Consider the following 24,069-nt stretch of genomic DNA (forward strand, 5'->3'; position numbering starts at 1 on the left):
ATGACCGACTATAAAGCCACGCTGAATCTTCCCGATACCCCGTTCCCGATGAAGGCCGGCCTGCCGCAGCGCGAGCCGCAGATGCTGCAGCGCTGGGACGAGATTGGTCTGTATCGGAAGCTGCGTGAGATTGGCGAAGGACGGCCGAAGTTCGTCCTGCACGATGGCCCGCCCTATGCCAACGGCAGCATTCACATCGGTCATGCGCTGAACAAGATCCTCAAGGACATCATCACCCGTTCCAAGACCCTGGCCGGCTATGACGCGCCCTACGTACCAGGCTGGGACTGCCATGGCCTGCCGATCGAGCACAAGGTGGAAACCACCTTCGGCAAGAACCAGCCCGCCGACCTCACCCGCGAGCGCTGCCGCGCCTATGCCGCCGAGCAGGTGCAAGAGCAGAAGGCCGGCTTCATCCGCCTGGGTGTGCTCGGCGAGTGGGACAACCCTTACCTGACCATGAATTTCGTCAACGAGGCCGGCGAGATCCGCGCCCTGGCGGAAATGGTCAAGAACGGCTTCGTGTTCAAGGGCCTCAAGCCGGTCAACTTCTGCTTCGATTGCGGCTCGGCGCTGGCCGAGGCCGAAGTCGAATACCAGGACAAGAAGTCCGATGCCATCGACGTGGCCTTTCCCGTCGAGGACGCTGACAAGCTGGCCGCCGCCTTCGGTCTGGCCAGCCTGGGCAAGCCCACCGGCATCGTGATCTGGACCACCACGCCCTGGACCATCCCGGCCAACCAGGCGCTGAACGTGCACCCCGAGTTCAACTACGCCCTGGTGGATGTCGGCGACCGCCTGCTGCTGCTCGCCGAGGAACTGGTCGAGAGCAGCCTGCAGCGCTACGGCCTGCAGGGCGAGGTGATCGCCACCGCGCCGGGCAGCGCCCTGGAGCTGATCCGCTTCCGTCATCCGTTCTACGAGCGCTTCTCGCCGGTCTACCTGGCCGAGTACGTCGAGCTGGGCGCCGGCACCGGCGTCGTCCACTCCGCGCCGGCCTATGGCGAGGACGACTTCCGTATCTGCAAGCAGTACGGCATGAGCAACGACGACATCCTCAACCCGGTGCAGAGCAATGGCGTCTACGCCGAGTCCCTGCCGTTCTTCGGCGGCCAGTTCATCTGGAAGGCCAACCCCAATATCGTCGCCAAGCTCGACGAAGTGGGCGCGCTGCTCAGGCACGAGGTGATCAACCACAGCTACATGCACTGCTGGCGGCACAAGACCCCGCTGATCTACCGCGCCACCGCGCAGTGGTTCGTGGGCATGGATACCGAGCCCAATGAAGGCGCGACCCTGCGCGAGCGTTCGCTGGCCGCCATCGAGCAGACCCGGTTCGTACCGGCCTGGGGCCAGGCGCGCCTGCACAGCATGATCGCCGGTCGTCCCGACTGGTGCATCTCGCGCCAGCGCAACTGGGGCGTGCCGATTCCGTTCTTCACCCACAAGGAAAGCGGCGAACTGCATCCGCGCACCGTCGAGTTGATGGAAGAGGTCGCCCAGCGCGTCGAGCGGGAAGGCATCGAGGCCTGGTTCAAGCTCGACGCCGCCGAGCTGCTCGGCGACGAGGCCAGCCAGTACGACAAGAGCCGAGACACCCTGGACGTCTGGTTCGACTCGGGCACCACCCACTGGCACGTGCTGCGCGGTTCGCACGCCGAGTTGGCCCATGCCAGTGGCCCGGCAGCCGACCTGTATCTGGAAGGTTCCGACCAGCACCGCGGCTGGTTCCATTCCTCGCTGCTCACCGGCTGCGCCATCGACGGCCACGCGCCGTACAAGGAGCTGCTGACCCACGGCTTCACCGTCGACGAGCAGGGCCGCAAGCAGTCCAAGTCCCTGGGCAACGTGGTCGCGCCGCAGAAGGTCATCGACAGCCTCGGCGCCGACATCCTGCGCCTGTGGGTCGCCTCCACCGATTACTCGGGGGAGATGGCCGTCTCCGAGCAGATCCTGCAGCGCAGCGCCGACGCTTACCGGCGTATCCGTAACACCGCGCGCTTCCTGCTTTCCAATCTCAGCGGTTTCGACCCGGCGCAGCACCTGCTGGCGGCCGACGACATGCTCGCCCTGGACCGCTGGGCGGTGGACCGTGCCCTGCTGCTGCAGCGCGAGATCGAAGAGGCCTACGGCAGCTACCGCTTCTGGAACGTGTACCAGAAGGTGCACAACTTCTGCGTGCAGGAACTGGGCGGCTTCTACCTCGACATCATCAAGGATCGCCAGTACACCACCGCGCCCGACAGCGTGGCGCGCCGCTCCTGCCAGACCGCCATGTACCACATCGTCGAGGCCCTGGTGCGCTGGATCGCCCCGGTGCTCTCGTTCACCGCCGACGAGATCTGGCAGTACCTGCCGGGCGAGCGCAACGAGTCGGTGATGCTCAATACCTGGTACCAGGGCCTGAGCGAGCTGCCAGCAGGCTTCGAGCTGGATCGCGCCTTCTGGGAACGGCTCATGGCGGTCAAGACCGCCGTCAACAAGGAGCTGGAGAACCAGCGCAGCGCCAAGCTGATCGGCGGCAACCTGCAGGCCGAGGTGACCCTCTTCGCCGAAGAGGCGCTGGTCGCCGACCTGACCCGCCTGGGCGACGAACTGCGCTTCGTGCTGATCACCTCCGGGGCCAGTCTGGCGCCTCTGGCGGCTGCGCCGACCGATGCGGTGCAGACCGAAGTCGGCGGGTTGAAGCTGAAAATCGTCAAATCCGGGCTGACCAAGTGCGCCCGCTGCTGGCACTTCTGCGCCGATGTCGGTAGCCATGCGGCCCACCCGGATATCTGCGGCCGTTGCGTGGCCAATATCGATGGCCAGGGCGAGGTGCGTCACTATGCGTGATGCCCAGGGCGCCGTTGTGTCTTGTCAGGCCGTAGGATGGGTGCCAACCCATCAATTGCCGATGGGTTGGCACCCATCCTACGGTTATTTCAACGCCTATGAATCAACGGCTTATTCGATATCTTACGAGAGCCGGCCTGCTGGCGATCCGCATTTGCTACCGACCGCGAGCACACTCGCTTCTACGCAAAGGCCGGGAGGGTATTCATGACCTCTCGCTTCGGCAAACTGTCCTGGGTATGGCTGAGCGCCCTGGTATTCGTGATCGATCAGGTCACCAAGTTCTGGTTCGACAACAACCTGTCGATGTACGAGCGGATCGAGGTCATCCCCGACTACTTCAGCTGGACGCTGGCCTACAACACCGGTGCGGCCTTCAGCTTCCTGGCCGGCGCCTCGGGCTGGCAGCGCTGGTTGTTCGCCCTGATCGCCATCGTCGTCAGCGCGGTGCTGGTGGTCTGGCTCAAACGCCTGAAGGCCGACGAGACCTGGCTGGCCGTCGGCCTGGCCCTGGTGCTCGGCGGCGCGCTGGGCAACCTGGTGGATCGCGTGGTGTTCGGCCATGTGGTCGACTTCATCCTGGTGCACTGGCAGAACCGCTGGTATTTCCCGGCCTTCAACATTGCCGACAGCGCCATCACCGTCGGTGCCGTGCTGCTGGCGCTGGACATGTTCAAGAGCAAGAAGCCTGGAGACGCGGGCAATGACTGATGTGCGTATCGGCCCCGACAAGCAGGTGACCCTGCACTTTGCCCTCAAGCTGGACAACGGCGATGTGGTCGACAGCACCTTCGACAAGCAGCCGGCTACCTTCACGGTGGGCGACGGCAACCTGCTGCCCGGTTTCGAATCGGCGTTGTTCGGCTTCAAGGCCGGCGACAAGCGCACCCTGCAGGTGCTGCCCGAGCAGGGGTTCGGCCAGCCCAACCCGCAGAACGTGCAGGTCATGCCGCGTTCGCAGTTCCAGGACATGGACCTGTCGGAGGGGCTGCTGGTGATCTTCAACGATGCGGCCAATGCCGAGCTGCCGGGCGTGGTCAAGGCCTTCGACGACAACCAGGTGACCATCGATTTCAACCACCCGCTGGCCGGCAAGACGCTGAGCTTCGAGGTGGAGATCATCGACGTTCGAGCCCTCTGAGCCCAGGCCGGGTCGTTATGGCCCGGCTCTCGAGGGCGAGACGAGGAGCGATAGATACTCGGCGCAGGGAGATTCCCGGCGCTATCGGGGTCTACAGGAGTTGCCGCTCGCGAGCGGCTTGCGCGTTACACTTTCCATCACCCAGCTTTTGCGTGCCGAGAGTCCCATGCATATCAAACTCGCCAATCCCCGCGGCTTCTGCGCCGGTGTCGATCGCGCCATCGAGATCGTCAACCGCGCCCTGGAAGTCTTCGGACCACCGATCTACGTGCGTCACGAAGTGGTGCACAACAAGTTCGTGGTCGAGGATCTGCGCGCGCGTGGCGCGGTGTTCGTCGAGGAACTGGATCAGGTGCCCGATGACGTCATCGTCATCTTCAGCGCCCACGGCGTTTCCCAGTCGGTGCGCAACGAGGCCGGCAATCGTGGCCTCAAGGTGTTCGACGCCACCTGCCCCTTGGTGACCAAGGTGCACCTGGAAGTGGTGCGCTACAGCCGTGACGGCCGCGAGTGCATCCTGATCGGCCATGCCGGACACCCGGAGGTGGAGGGCACCATGGGCCAGTACGACGCCAGCAATGGCGGCGCCATCTACCTGGTCGAAGACGAAGCGGATGTCGCCACGCTGCAGGTGCGCAATCCCGAGGCCCTGGCCTTCGTCACCCAGACCACCTTGTCGATGGACGACACCAGCAAGGTCATCGATGCCCTGCGCGCGCGCTTCCCCAGCATTGGCGGGCCGCGCAAGGACGATATCTGCTACGCCACGCAGAACCGCCAGGACGCGGTCAAGCAACTGGCCGCCGAGTGCGATGTATTGCTGGTGGTCGGCAGCCCCAACAGCTCCAACTCCAACCGCCTGCGCGAACTGGCCGAACGCATGGGCACCCCGGCCTACCTGATCGACGGTGCCGAAGACCTCAAGCGCGAGTGGTTCGACGGCGTCGCCGGCATCGGCATCACCGCCGGCGCCTCGGCCCCGGAAGTGCTGGTGCGCGGTGTGATCGAGCAGCTCCGCGAATGGGGCGCCAGCGACGCCCGGGAGCTCGATGGACGGCCGGAGAACGTGACGTTTTCCATGCCGAAGGAGTTGCGCTTGAAGGTGGTGTAGAGGGTTTGTTCAGGCAATAAAAAACCGGCTGGAAGGCCGGTTTTTTATGTTAGCGCCAGCACTCGCTGGCAGAAGCGCCTGTGACGCTTACACCCTGTTCGCCTTTGGCATTGAGCGTCAGATTCCCACACTTGCTGTCGTTGAACTGCTGAGTGGCAGTAAGCGTATAGCCACCATCGCCATTGACGCTGCTGACCCCCAGACTGTATTTGTCCGTTTGGGACTGCGACGTGGTGCTGGCATCTTCGCCTTCCCCACTGCTTTGGGTCGTCAGGCCAAGGGCGCCAATTTTTTTCTGATCGGTGATGTAGCTATTGTTCTGTGCGAAATAGCGCTCTTGGCGTGCGGCGACATCGTTGAGGAAGGCCTGGCCTTCCGCGCGGTAGCCACGTTTCACGTAAGCGTCGTAGCTTGGGTAGGCGATAGCGGCCAGAATGCCGATGATCGCTACCACCACCATCATTTCGATCAGCGTAAAGCCCACCTGTAGCCGGTACTTGTTGTCGCACACGAAATCATTCCTCTTCGGTAGTGATCTGCCGCCAGGTCTGTCGGCCTTCGGAAATGCCGGGGTTGAGTGGGGTCTCTTCGGTGCCGCCATCGTTGGCGTTGACATAGATTTTACCGCTGGAAATGCTGAAGTCGCCGCCGTCAATGACGAAGCCGGCGTACCCAGCATCGTATGTCCCATCACCGTTCAGGTCGAAGGTCGCGTAGCGTGTAGCGCCACCGCTGCGTGGATTGAGGCCATAAACGGTGCCGGTCATACCCGCAGAGCAGGCATTGGCCGTAGGGGTGATGCTGCTCAGAATCAGCGTATTGCCATACAGGTTCATATTGTAGATGAGCCGTTCGCCACTCTGGGTGAAGTCGAGGTACCAGCCCCATTTGTTGACGTTATTGTCGGCGGTGCCTTCGGCATCATACCAAGTGATGTCATTGTTGCTCAGCGTGAAGACAGTGGCGTTATTGAAGGTCGTCTGAGTCAATGTCTGCTGGGTGAGATCACGGCGAACCTTACTGGCGCTCAGGGAGCTGTTGGTGGCCTCTCCGGCTGTCTTGCGATCCCAGATGCCGTAGAGGCTCTGCCGATCGGTCGAAGTCTTGTCAGTGGTAGTCAGGTAGCGTCCGGTACCGACTATTGCCAGGTAACCGACACCGCTCGGGTGTTTGACCAGTGTCGGCGCGGCAGTGATGGGCTGCCGTTTGCCACTGGCGTCGCGTGCGACATATAGCGGGTTGCCACCGAAGGATACGGCGAACTGCGCGTCTGTGGCGTCCGCGGTAAGGGGCATCTCCGCGCTGGTGTCGAGCAGGTCGAAGCGCCACAGGTTGCCCAGCAGATCGCCGGCATAGGCGTAGTCGGCGATACCGTCACCATTGAAGTCGGAGTCGGTGATACGTGACAGGCCGTTGCCGAGGGTGCCGGCCGTTTCTCCGTCGCTTAGCGTGGGGGTGGCTGTGAGTTTCTTGAGCAGCTCCCCCGTCTCGATGTCCAGTACGAACAGCACCGCCTTTGTAGCATTGCCACTTTCATAGCCGTTGGGGACGAGCGCCACCCACTTACCGTTGTGCAGGCGGGCGATATTGGGTTTGGGGACGCTGTAACCCATATCGCCATCGTCGTCATTGGTGAATTCCCAGAGCAACTGTGGTTCTGCAGGGTTAGTGATATCCAGTGCGAATACCTCCCGCCCCCCAGCCCCCAGGCTGCCAAGCAGAACCTTGTGCCATTCACCGTTGAAATACACATCGCGAGCGATCGGAGTGCCGTCGACGAAATACTGGTGTTCGGTACCGCCTTCCTGGCCATAGTCACTGGCCGTCAATACCGGCAGGTTGGGGAGTACGGCCTTGGGCACGAAGGAGAAGAGCTCGGTACCGTCCGCCGCATTGAACGCATGCAGCATGCCGTCATTGGCACCGACGTAGATCACGTTCGGGTGGGCGCTCTGCTGACTCTTGAACGTGGCGTAACTGCTGCTTTCTTCCAGGCTATTGGCCCTGGCGGTGTCGTAGTCCGCACCGGTTACCAGAAGCGGGGAGGAGTTGATGATGTCGCCCAGTAATGTGTCTCGGCTGCGGAAAGAGGCGTTGCTGTTGCCGCGGATGAAATCCACTCGTGCCTGGCCCTTGCTATCGACCGTTCCCGTTGCGTCACGGTTGAGCAGGGTCTTCTGGTCAGTTGTCAGGTTCTCCCAAGTAAAGGAGGTCAGGGTGTTGTTCGTACCGGCGAAGTAGATATTCCTACCGCTTGCTCTTAGATTGGAGGCGGCATTCCACACTACTTCGGATGTGGAAGTATTGATCTTCTTCAGGTCGCCGCTCCATCCATCCACGCTGAAGCTGGTCGTGTAGGTATAGATGCTGTCTGAAGTACTGCTATCCTGCGCCGCTTCCGAGCTGATGCTGGGAGCCGTGACGCTGCTGTTCAATTGCAGAATACCGTCGAAGGCCGACTTCAACTGGGCCTGCAGTTTCGTCGGGTTACTGACCAGGAAGTAGTTGTCCGGCACTCCATCGTTGTTGGTATCCCAAGTGGTCAGGTCGCTCTTGCCATATTTGGCTGCGTACCACATAGGGTCTTTCAGAGTGGTCACGCCGGTCGTACTGGAGGGCGTGAAGGTGCGGGTGTTTGAAGTTCCTGCCGACAAGGCTGCGTTGCTGCCGGCCCTGCCGGGCAGACGGGCACAACTGGTACTGGCAGAACCGTTGTTGTTGCATTCGCCCGACCATTTGCCGCTGGGCGTATCGAATTTGTAGCGGGTCACGGTGGACGAGTCTTTACCACTGGTTCCACCTACTCCACCAGCGACTTCCAAGTAGATGCCGTCCTTGGTTGTACCGGAAATCGTGTAGCCCATGTGGGATTCGGCCCCGGACACGGAGTACTCGGTATCCGTCGTGATCGAGACGGTGCCGTCGGCATTCAGCTTGACCTCGTACAAGACGATGGCGTCCATGTCGTAGTCGCCTGTCGCCCCTGCATCATCGTAGACCACGCGGAACTTATAGTAGGGACGCCCACCGTTGAGGCTGCTGTTTTGATTGCCACTTGAAGTGTTGGCCATGGTGTCCATGTAGAAGCCGGTGATGGCCTCGACCAGGCTGTTGGAGACCACCATCCCGTAGGGTTTGAAGGTGACGGTGTTATTGCCGGAGGTGATCTGGATGTTTGGCAGAGTAGAGGACAGGGCTACCGAGAATGATTGAACCGGATGGCTGCCGGAAGCCGAAATCTCGTTCTGGCTACCAAAGTAGGTGACCGCTGCAGTGCTGTAGCTGCCCTGCTGGGTCGGCTCCTCGGGCAGGCCACGGATGTTGGCGAAGCTGTTGGCTGTCTTGGCCGTTGGAGCGTTGTCGCTGGTGCTGCCAGATTGGCCGATATTGATCGAAGCACTGCCACCCACTTCCTTCGACCATAGGGTATCGCCCAGGGTGGCAAAGCTGAAACCAAGGTCATCGGTTGGCTTCTCGTCGGTGCCCAGGCTGCTGCCCGGTACATCGGAGTCATGGCTGGGGTTGACGTCGCTGACCAGAGTCATGAAAGGGGCGGCGCAAGTGGCGATCGTATCTGCGGAGTAGGGGTTGCTCCAGTTCGGCGCACTCGGTAGGGAGAGCGGCGAATTGGTGTCGTTGTTGCCCGAGGCGTAGTGCGAGTTGGCGCTCGTGCCGGCGAAGTAGCGCAGGGTCTCGTAGGCCATTTCGCCCAGCGGATTGCCCCAGTTACGGCAGGTGCCGTTGGAGAAACTGGTACTCCAGGTGTCGCGGCAATCGGCGAGGTAGACCAAGCGGTCGAGGTTGGCGACGATGCCGCTGGCATCCACATAGTTGCGGTCTGCATTGACATTGGTACCTGAGTTGTTGGTCAGGAAGCGGCCTGTACTACTGTTGAACTCATTGCTGAAACTGGTAGTCGGCGCTTTGCGCAGGGCGCCGCCACGTAGGTTGTTGGTGAACGTACCGGTCATCAGGCCGAAGTACATTTTGTCTGAAGCGCCGTAGTCATGGAGCAAGCCTGTGGGCTTGTTGAGCTTGCAGTTATCCTCCAACAGGCCGCTAACGCAGGCCTTCACCCGAACGGTGAGATCGTAGGTTGGAGTGATGGTGGTGCCGGTACGGGCGCTGTCGTCGGCGTTGATGGCGTTAGTGCCTTGATTCACCTCACGTGATACCCAACCCCAGATGCGGTAAGTCTTGTTGCCTTGCTGGGTGCTGGTGATGATCCGTAACTTGGGGACTGCACCATTGCCACTATAGGTATATAGGGAATTGGTGCCACTGGTGGTGGGACGCGAGGTATTGGCGAACAGGATGTACTTGCCATTGGTTGGCTTGCTGATAGGCGTGTAGTCGGCAATATCGTAACCGTCGCGGTCGATGCTCAGATATTCCTTGCCCCAGGTGTGGGCATCGTTGGGAATGAATACACGCTCTAGCACGGTCTCGGTCGTAGTGTCGGTGTAGCGATAGCCACCGTAGAGAACCTTACGCAGCACATCGATCCGCGACATGGTCAGGTAGTTGAGATAGTCACCACTCCAGCGGGCATCCGCCTGGTTTGTACAGGTCTTGGTTTGTGTGGTTGCCACAGGGGTAAAGACGTTATTGGCATAGCTGTAGCATTTGTAAGAATCGAAGTAACCGGTGTAGTCGATATCCGGTTTGTAATAGATATCGAGCACACCATCTTCGTCGAGATCCGAAGCATCGTTATAGGCGGGCGCGAAAAGCTTGTGGTCTTTCGCGACCACGAGCATGTTCATTGGTGGCGCGGCCTCACTGACGAACAGCGGGGTCTGCGACAGAACCGTGTTGGCGGCCGCCGAGGCACTTGGCACGCTTATGGAAAGCCCCAGGGCGATGCCGAGGGCGAAGGAGGGGATTCGTTGTAGCATGGTGCTCTCCTTGCGCTATTCGACAAGCAGGGTGACGGTGGATGTCAGGCACAGGGTGGCTGACGTACAGGTATCGCTGTCATTGCCGTCCTGGTAGGACTGCGAATTGACTTCGTAATAGAAGGTACTGCCTGATTGCGCCGTTTCTGGTGAGGCAAGTGCATTGCTCGCGCCATTGGCGCTTGCGCCTGTGCTACCTGCTGTATAGGGGCCACCGATCAGCCGAAGATACCAGCGGGCTTCGCGTTCAAGGTCGGTGTCGCCATCGAGCCCGCTGTACGCCAGTGCTTTGTCAAACGAATAGTCCAGGTCCGTGGCTTCGCTGATATAGCAAGGTGCAGTCGTGGTCTTGGTGTTGCACTGAGTGATATTGGTGCCGGTGGTAATGCGCCTTTCCCCTTCGCGCAGCGCCGACTCGGCAGCGTTCTGCAGGCGTTTCTGCTCGAGCAGGTTGCCGGTGATGCGGGTTTCCAGCACCACTTCGCGCATGCTGCCGATACCCAGCAGGGTGATGATTAACAGCATGATGAGGGCAACGAAGAGAACGGCGCCTGACTGTCGATGGGGAAGTGGGCTGATCATGGCATCAGGTTCCTCAGGGTCGAACTACCGCTGACCATCTGGTAGAGCTTTCCATCCGTGCAGTCGAAGGTCTGGCCGGTGAGTTTCTGCCAGTCTCCTATGCTGTCGGTGTTCTCGTCGTTCTCGCAAAGTCGACTGGTAACGCCCTGGGACAGGTTGCTGGGCGTTGCGGCCAGTAGCAGGGAGTAACGCAGGCTGCGGACGAACTCGCTGGAGGCTGGGGCGGCGGTGTACTTGGTGATCTGGCGCTCATCGAGATCGCTGTTGACACCGTAATCGAAGTAAATGGCCTGCAGGCCTTCGATCAGTTCGATAGCGCTTTTCGATGAGGCGCTCTGGCAGGTCAGGCTGCCGTTGTTGAGCGTAATCTTTTGGATGATGTTTTCATCACTGCTGAATGTTTCCGCATAGGGCTCGTCGAGCCCAGTATGGCTCGAGAACGGCAGGTTACCTTCACAGTCGGTTTCGTTGACGTCACGGGGCTGGTAACGCGTGCAGAGGGTACTGGCGTCGACCCTGACGATGCTTTGCCCTGCCAGGAAGCCGCAACTCAACTGGTTGTTGGCCGGGAAGGCATCGCCTATATCCCCGCGTGGATCGCGCCGGTAACCGGCTCTGGCCAGCTCTTTTTCCAGAAACAGCAGGGCAAAGCGACCATTTTCCTGGTTCTCGCTCTGGCCTTGTTGAAAGAGGTAGCTGCGCTTGTTGTCGATGTAGATCTGGGTCACGCCCAAGATCAGGAACGAACTGAGCAGCAGAGCGACCATCAATTCGACAAGTGAAAGCCCTCGCTGGCCTTTGAGTAAGTTCATGGCTATTTCCTAGAGCTCTACGCGAACCGTATAGGTACAGAATTCGTTATTGGGGGCGTCCGGACATTCGCCCCCTTTCACGGCCCAGGCCACGCGTATTTCGATCGTCGAGCCGCTGCTGCTGCAGCCGTCGTCATTGGTAGGGCCTGATGGGGTGGCAGAGCGACAGATGTGAAACTGCTGCTTCATGAGCGACGCCGCTCCCGGCAGGGCAGCCTTGGTGTTTTCCGCCCAGCAACCGAGCCGCTGGCTGGCATTGAGCGTGGCTAGCGAGCTGCAGTTCGACGGGGCGGTAGGGAAATCACTGCCAGCGGCCTTATAGTAGGAAGAAGAGCTTTTTGGCAAACCGCCACTCAGCACGTTGTCGAGGTCGGCACGCATCAGTTCCACCAGGTTGTCGGCCAGCATGGCAGCGCTGTTGCGCTGGATGGCGTCCTGCGTGTAGCTGATGGTGCGTCCCTGCAACGCGACCATGCCGAGTACTCCAATGGTGATCAGAACTATGGTCACTAACACTTCGATCATGCTGAAACCGCGGGATGGATGTGCTGTGTTCATACTCAGCCCTGCGTTTTCTGGACAAGACCGGGCAACTTCGTCTTGATGGTGTACGTTGTGCCGGTATTGCTGCTGGTGAATGTCGTTGAGGATTCTGTGGCGGTGCCATTGGGGTTGAAGGTTATGGTCGTCTTGTCGGCGGTGACGCTGATGCTGTCGGGGATGTCCAGTTGGCGTTCCCCGGTGCTCCAGGTGTTGTTCTCCTGGCTTACGCTGATGGGGGTTCGGCGTGTTACCGCATCGCTGCGTGCGGATATCAGGAGAGTCTGAAATTCATTGGCGGTACTGGCGAGCCGGTTGCCTTCGATCAGGTTGTTGAATGCGGGCAGGGCGATACTGACGAAGATAGCGAGCACGCTGACGACGATCATCAGCTCGATCAGTGTGAACCCTGTATTACGTTGGTTGTGCATTCTGGATACTCCATTGCCCGCGCATCTATATGCCCGAATATTCGGGCAATTGCGTCCAGTGCAGGACGAGTGGGAGATCGGGCGGGATGGCCGGTCAGCGGGTTTCGCAGGCATTGGCGCGGAGCTGGTTGGCCTTGGCCGTACGTGCTCTGCCTTGGCGATTCAGCACGATCTGCCAGAGTGGTTGCCCATCCTGACTACAGAAAGTGAATGTACCGTTGCTGGCATTGGAGTGCCCTGTCGGACGGAACCGGATTGGTTTCGAGAGGCCTTTCCAGGCCAAGTGTTCGTGCTGGGACAGGCGAACGTTGTGAATAGCTTGGGCGCTGCTCTGTTCTCGGATCAACCAGCCTCCTTGCCAGGCATGATCGCAACTGTGACCCCCACTCGAACCACAGAGCTCTACAGTCCGGCCCTGGCTGATGCTGTGTGTCCGAGCTAAGTGCAGGCTTGCCTTGAGCTGGTCGTGAATGGTCTGGCTGCGATTGGCTTGGGCCAGTTGTTCAAAAGCCGGTAGGCCCAGCGCCAATGCGATGGCGAGTAAGCCGGTGGTGACCAGCAACTCAAAAAGGCTGAGCGCCTTCTGTTGATCTCGATTCATGGTGCGCTTCCCTTTGCACGTATGATTGGCAGCCTTCCTGGCCGACCTTTTCTATTTAGACCCTGGGGTGTCGCTGTCAAGGTCGTCCGTTTGTGGCAAAGGGGTGAGACGTTGAGTGCTGATGTGATCGTGGTAGGGGGCGGCGTTATCGGGCTGCTGTCGGCATACCGCTTGGCGGATGCGGGCGCGCAGGTGGTGCTGATCGACAGGAGCCGGGTCGGCAGTGAGGCGTCATGGGCCGGTGGCGGCATCGTTTCGCCGCTGTATCCGTGGCGCTATAGCCAGGCGGTGACGGCTCTGGCGCATTGGTCGCAGGATTATTACCCGGGGCTCGGGCAGCGTTTGCTCGAGGCGACGGGGCTCGATCCCGAGGTGCACGTCACCGGCCTTTACTGGCTGGATATGGACGACCAGGTCGAGGCGCTGGCCTGGGCGCAGCGAGAGGGGCGGCCCCTGGTCGAGGTGCCGATCGGGGAAGCCTATGCCGCTGTGGCGCCTCTGGGGCCGGGTTTCGAGCGGGCCATCCATATGCCGGGTGTGGCCAATGTGCGCAACCCGCGTCTGGTCAAGTCACTGCGTGCCGCTTTGCTGCAGATGCCGAACGTCACCCTGCATGAGCACGCAGGGGTGACCGGTTTCGTGCGTGAGGGTGAGCGCATCCGTGGGGTGCGCACGGTCGACGGCGAGTGGCTGGCCGATCAGGTGGTCGTGGCGGCGGGAGCCTGGAGTGCCGAGGTGTTGAGCGTTCTGGGGCTGGCGTTGCCGGTGGAGCCGGTCAAGGGGCAGATGATTCTGTTCAAGTGCGCGGCGGATTTTCTCTCGACCATGGTGCTGGCCGGCGGGCGTTATGCGATTCCCCGGCGCGATGGCCATATCCTGGTGGGCAGCACCCTCGAGCATGCCGGTTTCGACAAGACCCCGACCCGGGATGCGCTGGCCAGCCTCCGTGCTTCTGCCGCGCAACTGCTGCCGAAGCTGGCCGAGGCCGAGGTGGTCGGGCACTGGGCAGGCCTGCGGCCCGGCTCTCCCGAAGGGATTCCCTTTATCGGCCCGGTGCCCGGCCAGCAGGGCCTGTGGTTGAACTGCGGGCACTACCGCAATGGTCTGGTGCTGGCGCCGGCGTCCTGTCAGTTGCTGGCCGATCTGATGCTGGGCCGTGAGCCGATCATCGATCCTGCGCCTTATGCACCAGCGGGGCGCTTGTAGGTCGTCTAGCGCGGAGGATGGCTAAGCTTGCGTAGGAGCCGCGCCCTCGCGGCGAATCGTGGCCATACCGCGACTCTTGCAGCATGGCCACCCTCGCATCGCGCCGAGGGCGACGCTCCTACTGGAGAACCCTGACTGAGAACGGGCTCTTGCAGGGCAAGGATCGAGACGGTCTCTACGCTACTTCGCACGCCGTGAGCGGGCGGCTCAGTCGATGCCCAGCTTTTTCAGGCGATAACGCATGGAGCGAAAGCTCAGGCCAAGGCGCTGGGCGGCGGCGGTGCGGTTCCAGCGGGTTTCTTCCAGGGCCTGCATGATCAGTTTGCGCTCGACGTCCTCGAGGTAGTCCTCGATGTTGTCGATCTGCGCCAGACTGGCGTCACCGTTGTCGCCAGGTGTCGAGGCGTCGGCCAGGCGCAGGTCGCCGGCCGTGATCCGATCGTTCTCGCACAGGGTGTAGGCCCGTTCGAGCATGTTCTCCAGTTCGCGGACGTTGCCGGGGAAGCGGTAGTTCTTGAGCTTTTCCAGGGCCTGTTGTTCGAGTTTGACCGGTGGCAGGCCGCTGCCTTCGCCCAGCCGCTTGAGCATGACCTCGGCCAGCAGGGCGATGTCTTCACGGCGTTCGCGCAGTGGCGGTACGCGCAGTTCGATGACGTTGAGGCGGTAGTAGAGATCCTGGCGGAAGCGCCCGGCCGCCACTTCCGCGGCGAGATCCTTGTGCGTGGCGCAGAGAATGCGTACATCGACCACCACTTCCTGGTGGCCGCCCACCGGGCGTATGGCTTTCTCCTGAATCGCCCGCAGCAGCTTGACTTGCATGCCCAGCGGCAGGTCGGCGACTTCGTCGAGGAACAGGCTGCCGCCATTGGCGGCCTGGAACAGGCCCTGCTTGTCCTCGATGGCGCCGGTGAAGCTGCCTTTCTTGTGGCCGAAGAATTCGCTTTCCATCAGTTCGGAGGGAATGGCGCCGCAGTTGACCGGCACGAAGGGGCGTTCGCTGCGCGGGCCCTGTTCGTGAATCAGGCAGGCGACCAGTTCCTTGCCGCTGCCCGATTCGCCGCTGATATAGACCGGTGCCTGGCTGCGGGCCAGTTTCTGGATCTGCGTACGCAGGGCGCGCATCGGTGGCGAGTCGCCAAGCAGGCGGCTGGCGCCCGGCGCTTCTTCAGCGTCACTCGAACGCAGGCGCAGGGCGGTGGCCACCAGTTCACGCAGGCGCGTGAGGTCGACCGGTTTGGTCAGGAAGTCGAAGGCGCCGGCTTTCAGGGCATTGATCGCGGTATCCAGGTTGCCATAGGCGGTGATCATGGCCACCGGTGTCTGCGGATGGCGTTGCTGGATGTGCTGCACCAGATCCAGGCCGGTGCCGTCGGGCAGGCGCATGTCGGTCAGGCACAGGTCGAAGGGTTCCCTGGCCAGCCAGTCGCGGGCTTCCTTGACGTTGCGAGCGCAGCGGGTGTCGAGTTTCATGCGCCCGAGGGTGATCTCCAATAGCTCGCGGATATCGGGTTCGTCGTCGACGATCAGGGCTCTCTGGCGGTTCATGGTCGGATCAGCTCAGCTTGCGCGGATGGGCAAAGGTGATGCGAAAGCAACTGCCGCCACCCTCGCGCGGTTTGTAGTGAAGATGGGCCTGGTTGCTTTCGCACAGTTCCCGGGAAATATACAGGCCCAGACCGGTGCCTTTGTTTTCCGTGGTGTAGAAAGGCTCGAAAATGTGATGCAGTTGATCCGGCGCAATGCCTTTGCCGTCGTCCAGCACCTCGAGCACCGGCAGGTCGCTGTCCTTGTCGCGGAACAGGTGCAGCCAGACCTGGCCGCGCTGGTGGCGCTGAGTGCTGTAGCGCAGGCCGTTCTGTACCAGGTTGGTCAGTACCTGGCTCAGTTGCTGGGGGTCCATGCGGGTCTGAATCGAGCTGCCCTGGATGTCCAGGTGCAGGGTGTGCAAGGGCGACGCGGAGCTGCGGAACTCGGCGGCGAAACGGTGCAGCCAGTATTTCAGGTCCAGCAACTGGGGCTCGGCCTGGCGTCGGCGGGACAGTTGCAGGACGTTTTCGATGACCAGGTTCATCCGCCGCGAGTGGTCCTGGATGATCTGCGCCAGGCGCTGATCCGGCCCCTGCAGGTCCTCGGACTCCTGCAGCAACTGGGCGGCATGGCTGATGGCGCCCAGCGGGTTGCGGATCTCATGGGCGATGCCCGCGGTGAGCCGACCCAGCGCGGCCAGCTTGAGCTGCTGGGCTTGTTGGGCGATCTGCGAGATGTCGTCGAGCAATATCAGGGTGTGGCGCTGACCGCCGCGCTGCAGGGCGATGAAGCTGGGTTGCAGGGTGGGGCCATCCCCATGGGCTTGCAGGCTGGCGGGGCGCAGGCTGGTGTTGGCCTGCCAGTACTGCAGGCGTTTGACCAGTTCGGTGCAGTGCGGGTCGAGGATCTTCCCGGCCAGGTCGTCCTGCCCGAGCAGGCCCAGCGCGGCCTGGTTGGCCAGCAGCACGCGGTGTTGATCGTCGAGCACCAGAATGCCGGTGCGCATGCGTTGCAGAATCAGGTCGTTCAGGGCCTCGAGATCGGCGACGTCGGCGGCACGCTGTTCGGCGAGGCTCTCGCTGGCCTGCAGGCGGCGTGTCAGGCCCTGCACGAACAGGGCGGCGGCGAAGCACAGGGCGCCCAGGGCGCCGGCCTGGACGTATTGGGCACTGGCCTGGGGGTTGCTGAGGCTGAGGTAGAAGGTCAGGTAGATCAGGCCGATCGCAGCGATGGCGGCGATCAGCAGGCCCACGCGCCCGCGCAGGAGGATATTGGCGATCGCCACCGCGACGATCAGCAGGTTGCCGATCCCGCTGGGCGTGCCGCCAGCGGCATAGAACAGCGCCGACAGCAGCACCACGTCGACCAGCGCGAGGCTGAGCACCTGGATCAGGTTGCGTGGGCTCTGCACGCCGAGCGCGGTGAGGATGTTGAGGATCAGGTACAGCCAGCTACCGGCTCGGAACAGCGGCGGGTGGGCCAGTTCCAGCAGTTGCTCGTCCAGGTCGCTGGAGATCAATAGCACCAGCAGGACGCCGATGGTCAGGCGGTAGAGGTGGTAGAGCTTGAGAATGCGGCGGCCTTGCGGGCCGCGCAGGGCGAGGCCTTCAGCGATCACCGGCTTTGGGGCCCTGCTCGAGGTGTGCCTGGCTGCAGTACCAGCGCTCGCCGTGGTTCAAGGCGTGCTGGCGAGGCGTATGCACGCCGCACTGCGCGCAGCGCACCATGGGTGCCGGGGCATCCGACGGATCGGCTGGGCGGCGGCGCGGCTTGCCGAAAAAACGCCGCCAGACCCAGATGGCGGCAAGGATGATGGCAATCCAGAACAGCAGGCGTAGCAGGCCCATAACGCTCTCTTCGATTGGATAAAGGCAGTCAGTTTAGCCAAGGATGCAAGGGCCGCACAGTTGCCCCGGCGCCAACACGCCTCGCGGCACGGGAAACGACAATGCCAGTCAGCAGGGCTGACTGGCATTGCGGGAGGGGCATCGATGGCGCGAGTGGCTCAGTCGAACAGGCCGAAGGTCATGTAGCTGAACCAGGAGCGGTCGTTGTTGTTGCCTTGCGCTTCGCTGCGCTGATCCTGGTTTTCCGGTTTCAGCTCCGAGGGGATCTGGTCGGCGGCTTCTTCGTATTGGCGGATCACGTCCTGGCTGGCGCGGGTCTGGCCCGGCGGCAGCGGGGTTTCGCTCTCGATCAGGCCCAGGGTGGCCTTGGCCAGCCAGGAACGGTTGTCGGCTTCTTTTTCGCGCGGCACGAACTGGCCATCGACCAGGCTCGGGTGGTCGGGGTAGTTGAGCTTGAGGGTCTCCAGGCTGGTGGCCGCCAGGTCGTCCAGGGTCAGGCGCTGGTAAGCCTCGGTCATCACCGCCAGGCCGTCGCCGACGGATGGCGTCTCCTGGAAGTTCTCCACCACGTAACGGCCGCGGTTGGCGGCGGCGACGTAGGCCTGACGGGTCAGGTAGTAGTGGGCCACGTGGATTTCGTAGGACGCCAGCAGGTTGCGCAGGTAGATCATGCGCTGCTTGGCATCGGGGGCGTAGCGGCTGTTCGGATAGCGGCTGGTCAGCTGCGCGAACTCGTTGTAGGAGTCGCGGGCGGCGCCGGGATCGCGCTTGGTCATGTCCAGCGGCAGGAAGCGCGCCAGCAGGCCGCGATCCTGGTCGAACGAGGCCAGGCCCTTGAGGTAGTAGGCATAGTCGACGTTCGGGTGCTGCGGGTGCAGGCGGATGAAACGCTCGGCCGCCGAGCGCGCGGCTTCCGGCTCGGCGTTCTTGTAGTTGGCGTAGATCAGCTCGAGTTGCGACTGCTCGGCATAGCGTCCGAACGGATAGCGCGATTCCAGGGCCTTGAGCTTGGTGATGGCGCTGGTGTAGCTGCTGTTGTCCAGATCTGTCTGGGCCTGCTGGTAGAGCTCGGCCTCGCTGAGGTTTTCATCCAGGACTTCCTTGGACGAACAGGCGGCGGTGAGTGCGAGGATGGCGATCAGCAGCAGGTGTTTCACTTGCATGGCGGCTTGCGTCCCTGGGACGGCGGCTGTCTTGAGCAAAGCCGTCCTGTTATGATGAGCGCCCCCGAGTACCCCTGGGGCAAAGACGCCGTATTTAACCACAAGCGTGTAGCTGAAACCAAAGGCTACGCCCCCGCCGTTGCCGAGCATGTCATCTATAAATAAGCAGGCCATCCAGTTAAGTGCCGAGGTGCCGTCCGATCTGGGCGGCCAACGCCTCGATCAAGTCGCCGCCCAGCTGTTCGCCGAGCACTCGCGCTCGCGCCTGTCCGCCTGGATCAAGGAGGGGCTGCTGACCGTCGATGGCCAGGCCGTGCGCCCGCGCGACATCGTCCATGGCGGTGCCGTGCTGGCGTTGTCCGCCGAGCAGGAAGCCCAGGGCGAGTGGATAGCCCAGGACATCGAGCTGAACATCGTCTACGAGGACGAGCAGATCCTGGTGATCGACAAGCCGGCCGGCCTGGTGGTGCACCCGGCCGCCGGACACGCCGATGGCACGCTGCTCAATGCCTTGCTGCACCACGTGCCCGACATCGTCAACGTGCCGCGCGCCGGCATCGTGCACCGGCTGGACAAGGACACCACCGGCCTGATGGTGGTGGCCAAGACCATCGAGGCGCAGACCCGCCTGGTCGATCAGTTGCAGAAGCGTACGGTCAGCCGTATCTACGAATGCATCGTGATTGGCGTGATCACCGCCGGCGGCAAGATCGACGCGCCCATCGGCCGCAGTTCCTCGCAACGCCAGCGCATGGCCGTCACCGACGGCGGCAAGCCGGCGGTCAGCCATTACCGTGTGCTCGAGCGCTTCCGCTCGCACACCCACACTCGGGTCAAGCTGGAGACCGGACGCACGCACCAGATCCGTGTGCACATGAGCCACGTCGGCTATCCGCTGGTCGGCGATCCGGTGTATGGCGGGCGCTTCCGCATTCCGCCGGCCGCCAGCCCGACCCTGGTGCAGAGCCTCAAGGCGTTTCCGCGCCAGGCGTTGCACGCCCGCTTCCTCGAACTGGATCATCCCATCAGCGGCCAGCGCATGAAGTGGGAGTCGCCGTTGCCGGACGACCTGGTCTGGTTGCTGAGCCTGTTGCGTCAGGACCGCGAGGCGTTCATCGGGTGAGCAGCCGTGCCCATGACTGGTTGACGCCGCAATGGCCCGCGCCCGCCTGGGTGCGCGCCTGCATCACCACCCGCGCAGGCGGTGTCAGCGTCGCCCCCTATGACAGTTTCAACCTCGCCGAGCATGTCGAGGACGATCCCGTGGCGGTGGCCAAGAACCGTGAGCGGCTGTTGAGTCAGCTGGGCTGTCGGCCCGCCTGGCTGCAGCAGGTGCACGGTGTCGCTGTCGCCCAGGCCGATTCGGACGCGCTGGCGGAGGCCGACGCCAGTTGGACGGCCACGCCGGGCATCGCCTGTACGGTGTTGACCGCCGACTGCCTGCCGGTGCTGTTCTGCGACCGCGCCGGCAGCCGTGTCGCGGCCGCCCATGCCGGTTGGCGCGGGCTGGCCGGCGGTGTGCTGGAAAGCACGCTCGATGCCCTGGACATCGCCGCGGACGACACCCTGGTATGGCTCGGCCCGGCGATCGGGCCGCAGGCCTTCGAGGTCGGCTTCGAAGTGCGCGAGGCCTTCGTGGCCAACGATCCGCAGGCGGCCAGTGCCTTCGTGCCGAGTGTCAATGACGGGCGCTGCATGGCGGATATCTACCAGCTGGCGCGTCTGCGCCTGGCGGCACGGGGTATCACCGCGGTGTACGGCGGGGGCTTCTGCACGGTCAACGACCCGCGTTTCTATTCCTACCGTCGCGCGGCGCAGACCGGACGCTTCGCCTCGCTGATCTGGCTGGCGGATCGCTGACTTCTGGTAGGAGCTGCGCCCCCGCAGCGAATGGCGTGAGCGGCGCCTGTGTCGTGGGATGGCCGCCATCGCTTCGCCCCGAGGTCGGGGCTCCTACAGGGCGGTGGTGCAGACGCTTGGCTCATAGCCCGGGTCGAGAACGTAGGGTGGACAACGCTCTTTTTGCCCACCATTGCGATCGTAAAGCGGTGGACGGATCGGGCCGCGCAGGCAAGCGTCGTCCACCCTACGACTTGGCCTCGCCCGCAAGCGGGCTCCTGGCAGCCTGAGGCTTCGGCATCGTAGCCCGGGTCGAGCGAAGCGATACCCGGGCGCCGGGCGCGCTCATCCTGGCTACCCTGACCTCCATCAAAACCTTGCCGCTTGAAACCCGCACAATCGGCCTCATCTATTCTCCATCTCGGCAGGTTATGGTTTCAGGCGCACGCACCGCGCCGGCCTGCTCTTTACAGGAAGGATGACGCCATGCGAATCGACCGTTTGACCAGCAAGCTGCAACTTGCGCTTTCCGACGCCCAGTCCCTGGCCGTCGGCCACGACCACGCCGCCATCGAGCCGCTGCACCTGATGCAGGCGCTGCTCGATCAGCAGGGTGGCTCGATCAGGCCGCTGCTGATGCAGGTGGGCTTCGATGTGAACAGCTTGCGCCAGGCCTTGAGCAAGGAGCTCGATCACCTGGCCAAGATCCAGAATCCGACCGGTGACGTGAACCTGTCCCAGGATCTGGCGCGCCTGCTCAATCAGGCCGACCGTCTGTCGCAACAGAAGGGCGATCAGTTCATCTCCAGCGAACTGGTTCTGCTCGCCGCCATGGACGAGAACACCAAGCTGGGCAAGTTGCTGCTCGGCCAGGGCGTGAGCCGCAAGGCGCTGGAAAACGCGGTCAATAACCTGCGTGGCGGCGATGCGGTCAACGACCCCAACGTCGAGGAGTCGCGCCAGGCCCTGGACAAGTACACCGTCGACCTGACCAAGCGCGCCGAAGAGGGCAAGCTGGATCCGGTGATCGGCCGTGACGACGAGATTCGCCGCACCATTCAGGTTCTGCAGCGGCGCACCAAGAACAACCCGGTGCTGATCGGCGAACCCGGCGTGGGCAAGACCGCCATCGCCGAAGGCCTGGCTCAGCGCATCGTCAACGGCGAGGTGCCCGACGGCCTTAAAGACAAGCGGCTGCTGTCCCTGGACATGGGCTCGCTGATCGCCGGGGCCAAGTTCCGCGGCGAGTTCGAGGAGCGCCTCAAGGCGGTACTCAACGAGCTGTCCAAGCAGGAAGGCCGCATCATCCTGTTCATCGACGAACTGCACACCATGGTCGGCGCCGGCAAGGCCGAGGGCGCCATGGACGCCGGCAACATGCTCAAGCCGTCGCTGGCGCGTGGCGAGCTGCATTGCGTGGGCGCCACCACCCTGGACGAGTACCGTCAGTTCATCGAGAAGGACGCCGCCCTGGAGCGGCGCTTCCAGAAGGTGCTGGTCGACGAGCCCAGCGAGGAAGACACCATCGCCATCCTGCGCGGCCTCAAGGAGCGCTACGAGGTGCATCACAAGGTGGCGATCACCGATGGCGCGATCATCGCCGCGGCCAAGCTCAGCCATCGCTATATCACCGACCGCCAGTTGCCGGACAAGGCCATCGACCTGATCGACGAGGCGGCCAGCCGCATCCGCATGGAGATCGACTCCAAGCCGGAAGTGCTCGACCGCCTCGACCGGCGGCTGATCCAGCTCAAGGTCGAGGCCCAGGCGCTGAAGAAGGAAGAGGACGAAGCGGCGAAGAAGCGTCTGGCCAAGCTGAACGACGACATCGCCAAGCTGGAGAAGGAGTACGCCGACCTCGAGGAAATCTGGAAATCGGAAAAGGCCGAAGTGCAGGGCTCGGCGCAGATTCAGCAGAAGATCGAACAGTCCCGCACCGAACTGGAAGCGGCGCGGCGCAAGGGCGACCTGAACCGCATGGCCGAGCTGCAGTACGGCGTGATTCCGGATCTGGAGCGCAGCCTGCAGATGGTCGACCAGCACGGCAAGACCGAGAACCAGTTGCTGCGCAGCAAGGTGACCGAGGAGGAGATTGCCGAGGTCGTCTCCAAATGGACCGGTATTCCGGTGTCGAAGATGCTCGAGGGCGAGCGCGACAAGCTGCTGAAGATGGAAACGTTGCTGCATCAGCGCGTCATCGGTCAGGACGAAGCCGTGGTCGCCGTGGCCAACGCCGTGCGCCGCTCGCGCGCCGGCCTGTCGGACCCCAATCGGCCCAGCGGCTCGTTCCTGTTCCTCGGCCCGACCGGCGTCGGCAAGACCGAGCTGTGCAAGGCGTTGGCGGAATTCCTCTTCGACACCGAAGAGGCGCTGGTGCGCATCGACATGTCCGAGTTCATGGAGAAGCACTCGGTGGCGCGTCTGATCGGTGCGCCGCCCGGCTACGTGGGCTATGAGGAGGGCGGTTACCTGACCGAGGCGGTACGCCGCAAACCCTACTCGGTGGTGCTGATGGACGAGGTGGAGAAGGCCCATCCGGATGTGTTCAACGTGCTGTTGCAGGTGCTCGAGGATGGCCGCCTGACCGACAGCCACGGGCGTACCGTGGACTTCAAGAACACGGTGATCGTCATGACCTCCAACCTCGGCTCGGCGCAGATCCAGGAACTGGTCGGCGACCGTGAGGCGCAGCGCGCTGCGGTGATGGATGCGGTGGGAAGCCACTTCCGTCCGGAGTTCGTCAACCGTATCGACGAGGTGGTGGTGTTCGAGCCCCTGGCTCGCGAGCAGATCGCCGGTATCGCGCGTATCCAGCTGTCGCGTCTGTTGCAGCGTCTGGCCGAGCGCGAGTTGAGCCTGCAGCTATCCGACGAGGCCATGGACAAGCTGATCGCCGTGGGCTACGACCCGGTCTATGGCGCGCGGCCGCTGAAACGGGCGATCCAGCGCTGGATCGAGAACCCCTTGGCGCAGATGATCCTCGCCGGCAAGTTCGCCCCGGGCAGCACCGTGTCCGGTACCGTCGAGGGCGACGAGATCGTCTTCGCCTGACGTTTGCGGCAACGGCAAGACAAACGGCCGGTGTGAGCGATCACACCGGCCGTTTCGTTACCGGAGTTGCGGTGAGCCATCGTTCGGGTAGGAGCGCCGACCTCGGCGCGATGCGAATGCGGCCATCGCGCAGAATCCGCATCGTGGCCGCTATTCGCCGCGGGGTCGCGGCTCCTACGGGTCCGCGGTAAATCATCGTTCGGGTAGGAGCGTCGACCTCGGCGCGATACGATCGTGGCCATCCCGCAACGTCGCGTCACGGCCACCGTTCGCCGAGGGGGCGCGGCTCCTACAGCGTCGCGGCAAACCACCAACCGGGTAGGAGCGCCGACCTCGGCGCGATGCGGTCGTGGCCATCCCGCAACGCCGCGTCGCGGCCACCAATCGCCGCGGGGGCGCGGCTCCTACAGCGTCGCGGCAAACCACCAACCGGGTAGGAGCGTCGACCTCGGCGCGATGCGGTCGTGGCCATCCCGCAAAACCGT

Annotated in this window: 19 protein-coding genes; 8 read left to right on the forward strand and 11 right to left on the reverse strand. The window is 62.8% G+C overall.

Going from position 1 to position 24,069, the window contains the following annotated elements; translation table 11 throughout:
- The 4 genes from ileS to ispH all read left to right on the forward strand — a co-directional run bounded on the left by ileS (position 1) and on the right by ispH (position 5,087).
- A complete protein-coding gene (ileS, locus tag DNK34_RS14235) occupies positions 1 to 2,835 on the forward strand; it encodes an isoleucine--tRNA ligase (protein ID WP_131175644.1) in 2,835 nt (944 codons plus the stop codon).
- A 207-nt stretch (positions 2,836 to 3,042) separates the two neighbouring features.
- A complete protein-coding gene (gene lspA / locus DNK34_RS14240; RefSeq protein ID WP_131175643.1) occupies positions 3,043 to 3,546 on the forward strand; it encodes a signal peptidase II in 504 nt (167 codons plus the stop codon).
- The gene (locus DNK34_RS14245) at positions 3,539 to 3,976 is read left to right on the forward strand and encodes an FKBP-type peptidyl-prolyl cis-trans isomerase (protein ID WP_131175642.1); all 438 of its coding nucleotides are present in this window, start codon (positions 3,539 to 3,541) and stop codon (positions 3,974 to 3,976) included. Before lspA ends, DNK34_RS14245 begins: the two co-directional genes overlap by 8 nt.
- Positions 3,977 to 4,142: 166 nt before the next feature.
- On the forward strand, positions 4,143 to 5,087 hold the full coding sequence (gene ispH / locus DNK34_RS14250) for a 4-hydroxy-3-methylbut-2-enyl diphosphate reductase (protein WP_131175641.1): 945 nt from the start codon (positions 4,143 to 4,145) through the stop codon (positions 5,085 to 5,087).
- 49 nt (positions 5,088 to 5,136) lie between these two features.
- On the opposite strand, the gene DNK34_RS14255 is transcribed toward ispH, so the two are convergent.
- The 7 genes from DNK34_RS14255 to DNK34_RS14285 all read right to left on the reverse strand — a co-directional run bounded on the left by DNK34_RS14255 (position 5,137) and on the right by DNK34_RS14285 (position 12,951).
- On the reverse strand, positions 5,137 to 5,598 hold the full coding sequence (locus DNK34_RS14255; RefSeq protein ID WP_278248876.1) for a type IV pilin protein: 462 nt from the start codon (positions 5,596 to 5,598) through the stop codon (positions 5,137 to 5,139).
- Between the two features lie 4 nt (positions 5,599 to 5,602).
- The gene (locus DNK34_RS14260) at positions 5,603 to 9,985 is read right to left on the reverse strand and encodes a pilus assembly protein (protein ID WP_131175640.1); all 4,383 of its coding nucleotides are present in this window, start codon (positions 9,983 to 9,985) and stop codon (positions 5,603 to 5,605) included.
- Between the two features lie 15 nt (positions 9,986 to 10,000).
- Complete coding sequence (locus tag DNK34_RS25865) at positions 10,001 to 10,567, reverse strand: pilus assembly PilX family protein (protein ID WP_278248875.1); 567 nt, start codon at positions 10,565 to 10,567, stop codon at positions 10,001 to 10,003.
- The gene (locus tag DNK34_RS14270) at positions 10,564 to 11,379 is read right to left on the reverse strand and encodes a prepilin-type N-terminal cleavage/methylation domain-containing protein (RefSeq protein WP_131175639.1); all 816 of its coding nucleotides are present in this window, start codon (positions 11,377 to 11,379) and stop codon (positions 10,564 to 10,566) included. Before DNK34_RS14270 ends, DNK34_RS25865 begins: the two co-directional genes overlap by 4 nt.
- A 9-nt stretch (positions 11,380 to 11,388) precedes the next feature.
- Positions 11,389 to 11,937 carry a type IV pilus modification protein PilV gene (gene pilV, locus DNK34_RS14275; protein ID WP_242675328.1) on the reverse strand — a complete coding sequence of 183 codons (549 nt, stop codon included), beginning with the start codon at positions 11,935 to 11,937 and terminating at the stop codon, positions 11,389 to 11,391.
- 2 nt (positions 11,938 to 11,939) lie between these two features.
- Positions 11,940 to 12,350 (reverse strand): GspH/FimT family pseudopilin, encoded by a 411-nt coding sequence (locus DNK34_RS14280; RefSeq protein ID WP_165497315.1) that lies wholly within the window; start codon positions 12,348 to 12,350, stop codon positions 11,940 to 11,942.
- 94 nt (positions 12,351 to 12,444) lie between these two features.
- A complete protein-coding gene (locus tag DNK34_RS14285; protein ID WP_131175636.1) occupies positions 12,445 to 12,951 on the reverse strand; it encodes a GspH/FimT family protein in 507 nt (168 codons plus the stop codon).
- 111 nt (positions 12,952 to 13,062) lie between these two features.
- On the opposite strand from DNK34_RS14285, the gene thiO reads away from it, so the two are divergent.
- Complete coding sequence (thiO, locus tag DNK34_RS14290; RefSeq protein ID WP_242675167.1) at positions 13,063 to 14,157, forward strand: glycine oxidase ThiO; 1,095 nt, start codon at positions 13,063 to 13,065, stop codon at positions 14,155 to 14,157.
- A gap of 207 nt (positions 14,158 to 14,364) precedes the next feature.
- Here thiO and DNK34_RS14295 read toward each other — a convergent pair whose 3' ends face one another.
- From DNK34_RS14295 to DNK34_RS14310, 4 genes are all read right to left on the reverse strand, one after another.
- Entirely contained in the window at positions 14,365 to 15,702 is a 1,338-nt protein-coding gene (locus DNK34_RS14295) for a sigma-54-dependent transcriptional regulator (protein ID WP_131175635.1), read from the reverse strand.
- A gap of 7 nt (positions 15,703 to 15,709) precedes the next feature.
- On the reverse strand, positions 15,710 to 17,302 hold the full coding sequence (locus tag DNK34_RS14300; RefSeq protein ID WP_131175634.1) for a sensor histidine kinase: 1,593 nt from the start codon (positions 17,300 to 17,302) through the stop codon (positions 15,710 to 15,712).
- Complete coding sequence (locus DNK34_RS14305; RefSeq protein ID WP_131175633.1) at positions 17,292 to 17,531, reverse strand: PP0621 family protein; 240 nt, start codon at positions 17,529 to 17,531, stop codon at positions 17,292 to 17,294. Before DNK34_RS14305 ends, DNK34_RS14300 begins: the two co-directional genes overlap by 11 nt.
- Positions 17,532 to 17,689: 158 nt before the next feature.
- The gene (locus DNK34_RS14310; RefSeq protein WP_131175632.1) at positions 17,690 to 18,694 is read right to left on the reverse strand and encodes an outer membrane protein assembly factor BamD; all 1,005 of its coding nucleotides are present in this window, start codon (positions 18,692 to 18,694) and stop codon (positions 17,690 to 17,692) included.
- Between the two features lie 148 nt (positions 18,695 to 18,842).
- Here DNK34_RS14310 and rluD point away from each other — a divergent pair, with 148 nt between their 5' ends.
- From rluD to clpB, 3 genes are all read left to right on the forward strand, one after another.
- Positions 18,843 to 19,817: a 23S rRNA pseudouridine(1911/1915/1917) synthase RluD gene (rluD, locus tag DNK34_RS14315; RefSeq protein ID WP_131175631.1), complete on the forward strand. Its 975-nt coding sequence runs from the start codon at positions 18,843 to 18,845 to the stop codon at positions 19,815 to 19,817.
- Positions 19,814 to 20,554, forward strand: coding sequence for a peptidoglycan editing factor PgeF (gene pgeF, locus DNK34_RS14320; protein ID WP_131175630.1), 741 nt, complete (start codon positions 19,814 to 19,816; stop codon positions 20,552 to 20,554). Before rluD ends, pgeF begins: the two co-directional genes overlap by 4 nt.
- A 465-nt stretch (positions 20,555 to 21,019) precedes the next feature.
- Complete coding sequence (gene clpB / locus DNK34_RS14325; RefSeq protein ID WP_131175629.1) at positions 21,020 to 23,584, forward strand: ATP-dependent chaperone ClpB; 2,565 nt, start codon at positions 21,020 to 21,022, stop codon at positions 23,582 to 23,584.
- Positions 23,585 to 24,069: the final 485 nt, after the last annotated feature.

This window comes from Phytopseudomonas dryadis, from assembly GCF_004327355.1.
In the GTDB taxonomy this organism is placed as follows: domain Bacteria; phylum Pseudomonadota; class Gammaproteobacteria; order Pseudomonadales; family Pseudomonadaceae; genus Aquipseudomonas; species Aquipseudomonas dryadis.

Bases quoted from the DNA above. Each gene is read 5' to 3' on its own strand.
- ileS (WP_131175644.1), top strand. From the start codon at position 1: ATGACCGACTATAAAGCCACGCTGAATCTTCCCGATACCCCGTTCCCG.
- lspA (WP_131175643.1), top strand. From the start codon at position 3,043: ATGACCTCTCGCTTCGGCAAACTGTCCTGGGTATGGCTGAGCGCCCTG.
- DNK34_RS14245 (WP_131175642.1), top strand. From the start codon at position 3,539: ATGACTGATGTGCGTATCGGCCCCGACAAGCAGGTGACCCTGCACTTT.
- ispH (WP_131175641.1), top strand. From the start codon at position 4,143: ATGCATATCAAACTCGCCAATCCCCGCGGCTTCTGCGCCGGTGTCGAT.
- DNK34_RS14260 (WP_131175640.1), bottom strand. From the start codon at position 9,985: ATGCTACAACGAATCCCCTCCTTCGCCCTCGGCATCGCCCTGGGGCTT.
- DNK34_RS25865 (WP_278248875.1), bottom strand. From the start codon at position 10,567: ATGATCAGCCCACTTCCCCATCGACAGTCAGGCGCCGTTCTCTTCGTT.
- DNK34_RS14270 (WP_131175639.1), bottom strand. From the start codon at position 11,379: ATGAACTTACTCAAAGGCCAGCGAGGGCTTTCACTTGTCGAATTGATG.
- pilV (WP_242675328.1), bottom strand. From the start codon at position 11,937: ATGAACACAGCACATCCATCCCGCGGTTTCAGCATGATCGAAGTGTTA.
- DNK34_RS14280 (WP_165497315.1), bottom strand. From the start codon at position 12,350: ATGCACAACCAACGTAATACAGGGTTCACACTGATCGAGCTGATGATC.
- DNK34_RS14285 (WP_131175636.1), bottom strand. From the start codon at position 12,951: ATGAATCGAGATCAACAGAAGGCGCTCAGCCTTTTTGAGTTGCTGGTC.
- DNK34_RS14295 (WP_131175635.1), bottom strand. From the start codon at position 15,702: ATGAACCGCCAGAGAGCCCTGATCGTCGACGACGAACCCGATATCCGC.
- DNK34_RS14305 (WP_131175633.1), bottom strand. From the start codon at position 17,531: ATGGGCCTGCTACGCCTGCTGTTCTGGATTGCCATCATCCTTGCCGCC.
- DNK34_RS14310 (WP_131175632.1), bottom strand. From the start codon at position 18,694: ATGCAAGTGAAACACCTGCTGCTGATCGCCATCCTCGCACTCACCGCC.
- rluD (WP_131175631.1), top strand. From the start codon at position 18,843: ATGTCATCTATAAATAAGCAGGCCATCCAGTTAAGTGCCGAGGTGCCG.
- clpB (WP_131175629.1), top strand. From the start codon at position 21,020: ATGCGAATCGACCGTTTGACCAGCAAGCTGCAACTTGCGCTTTCCGAC.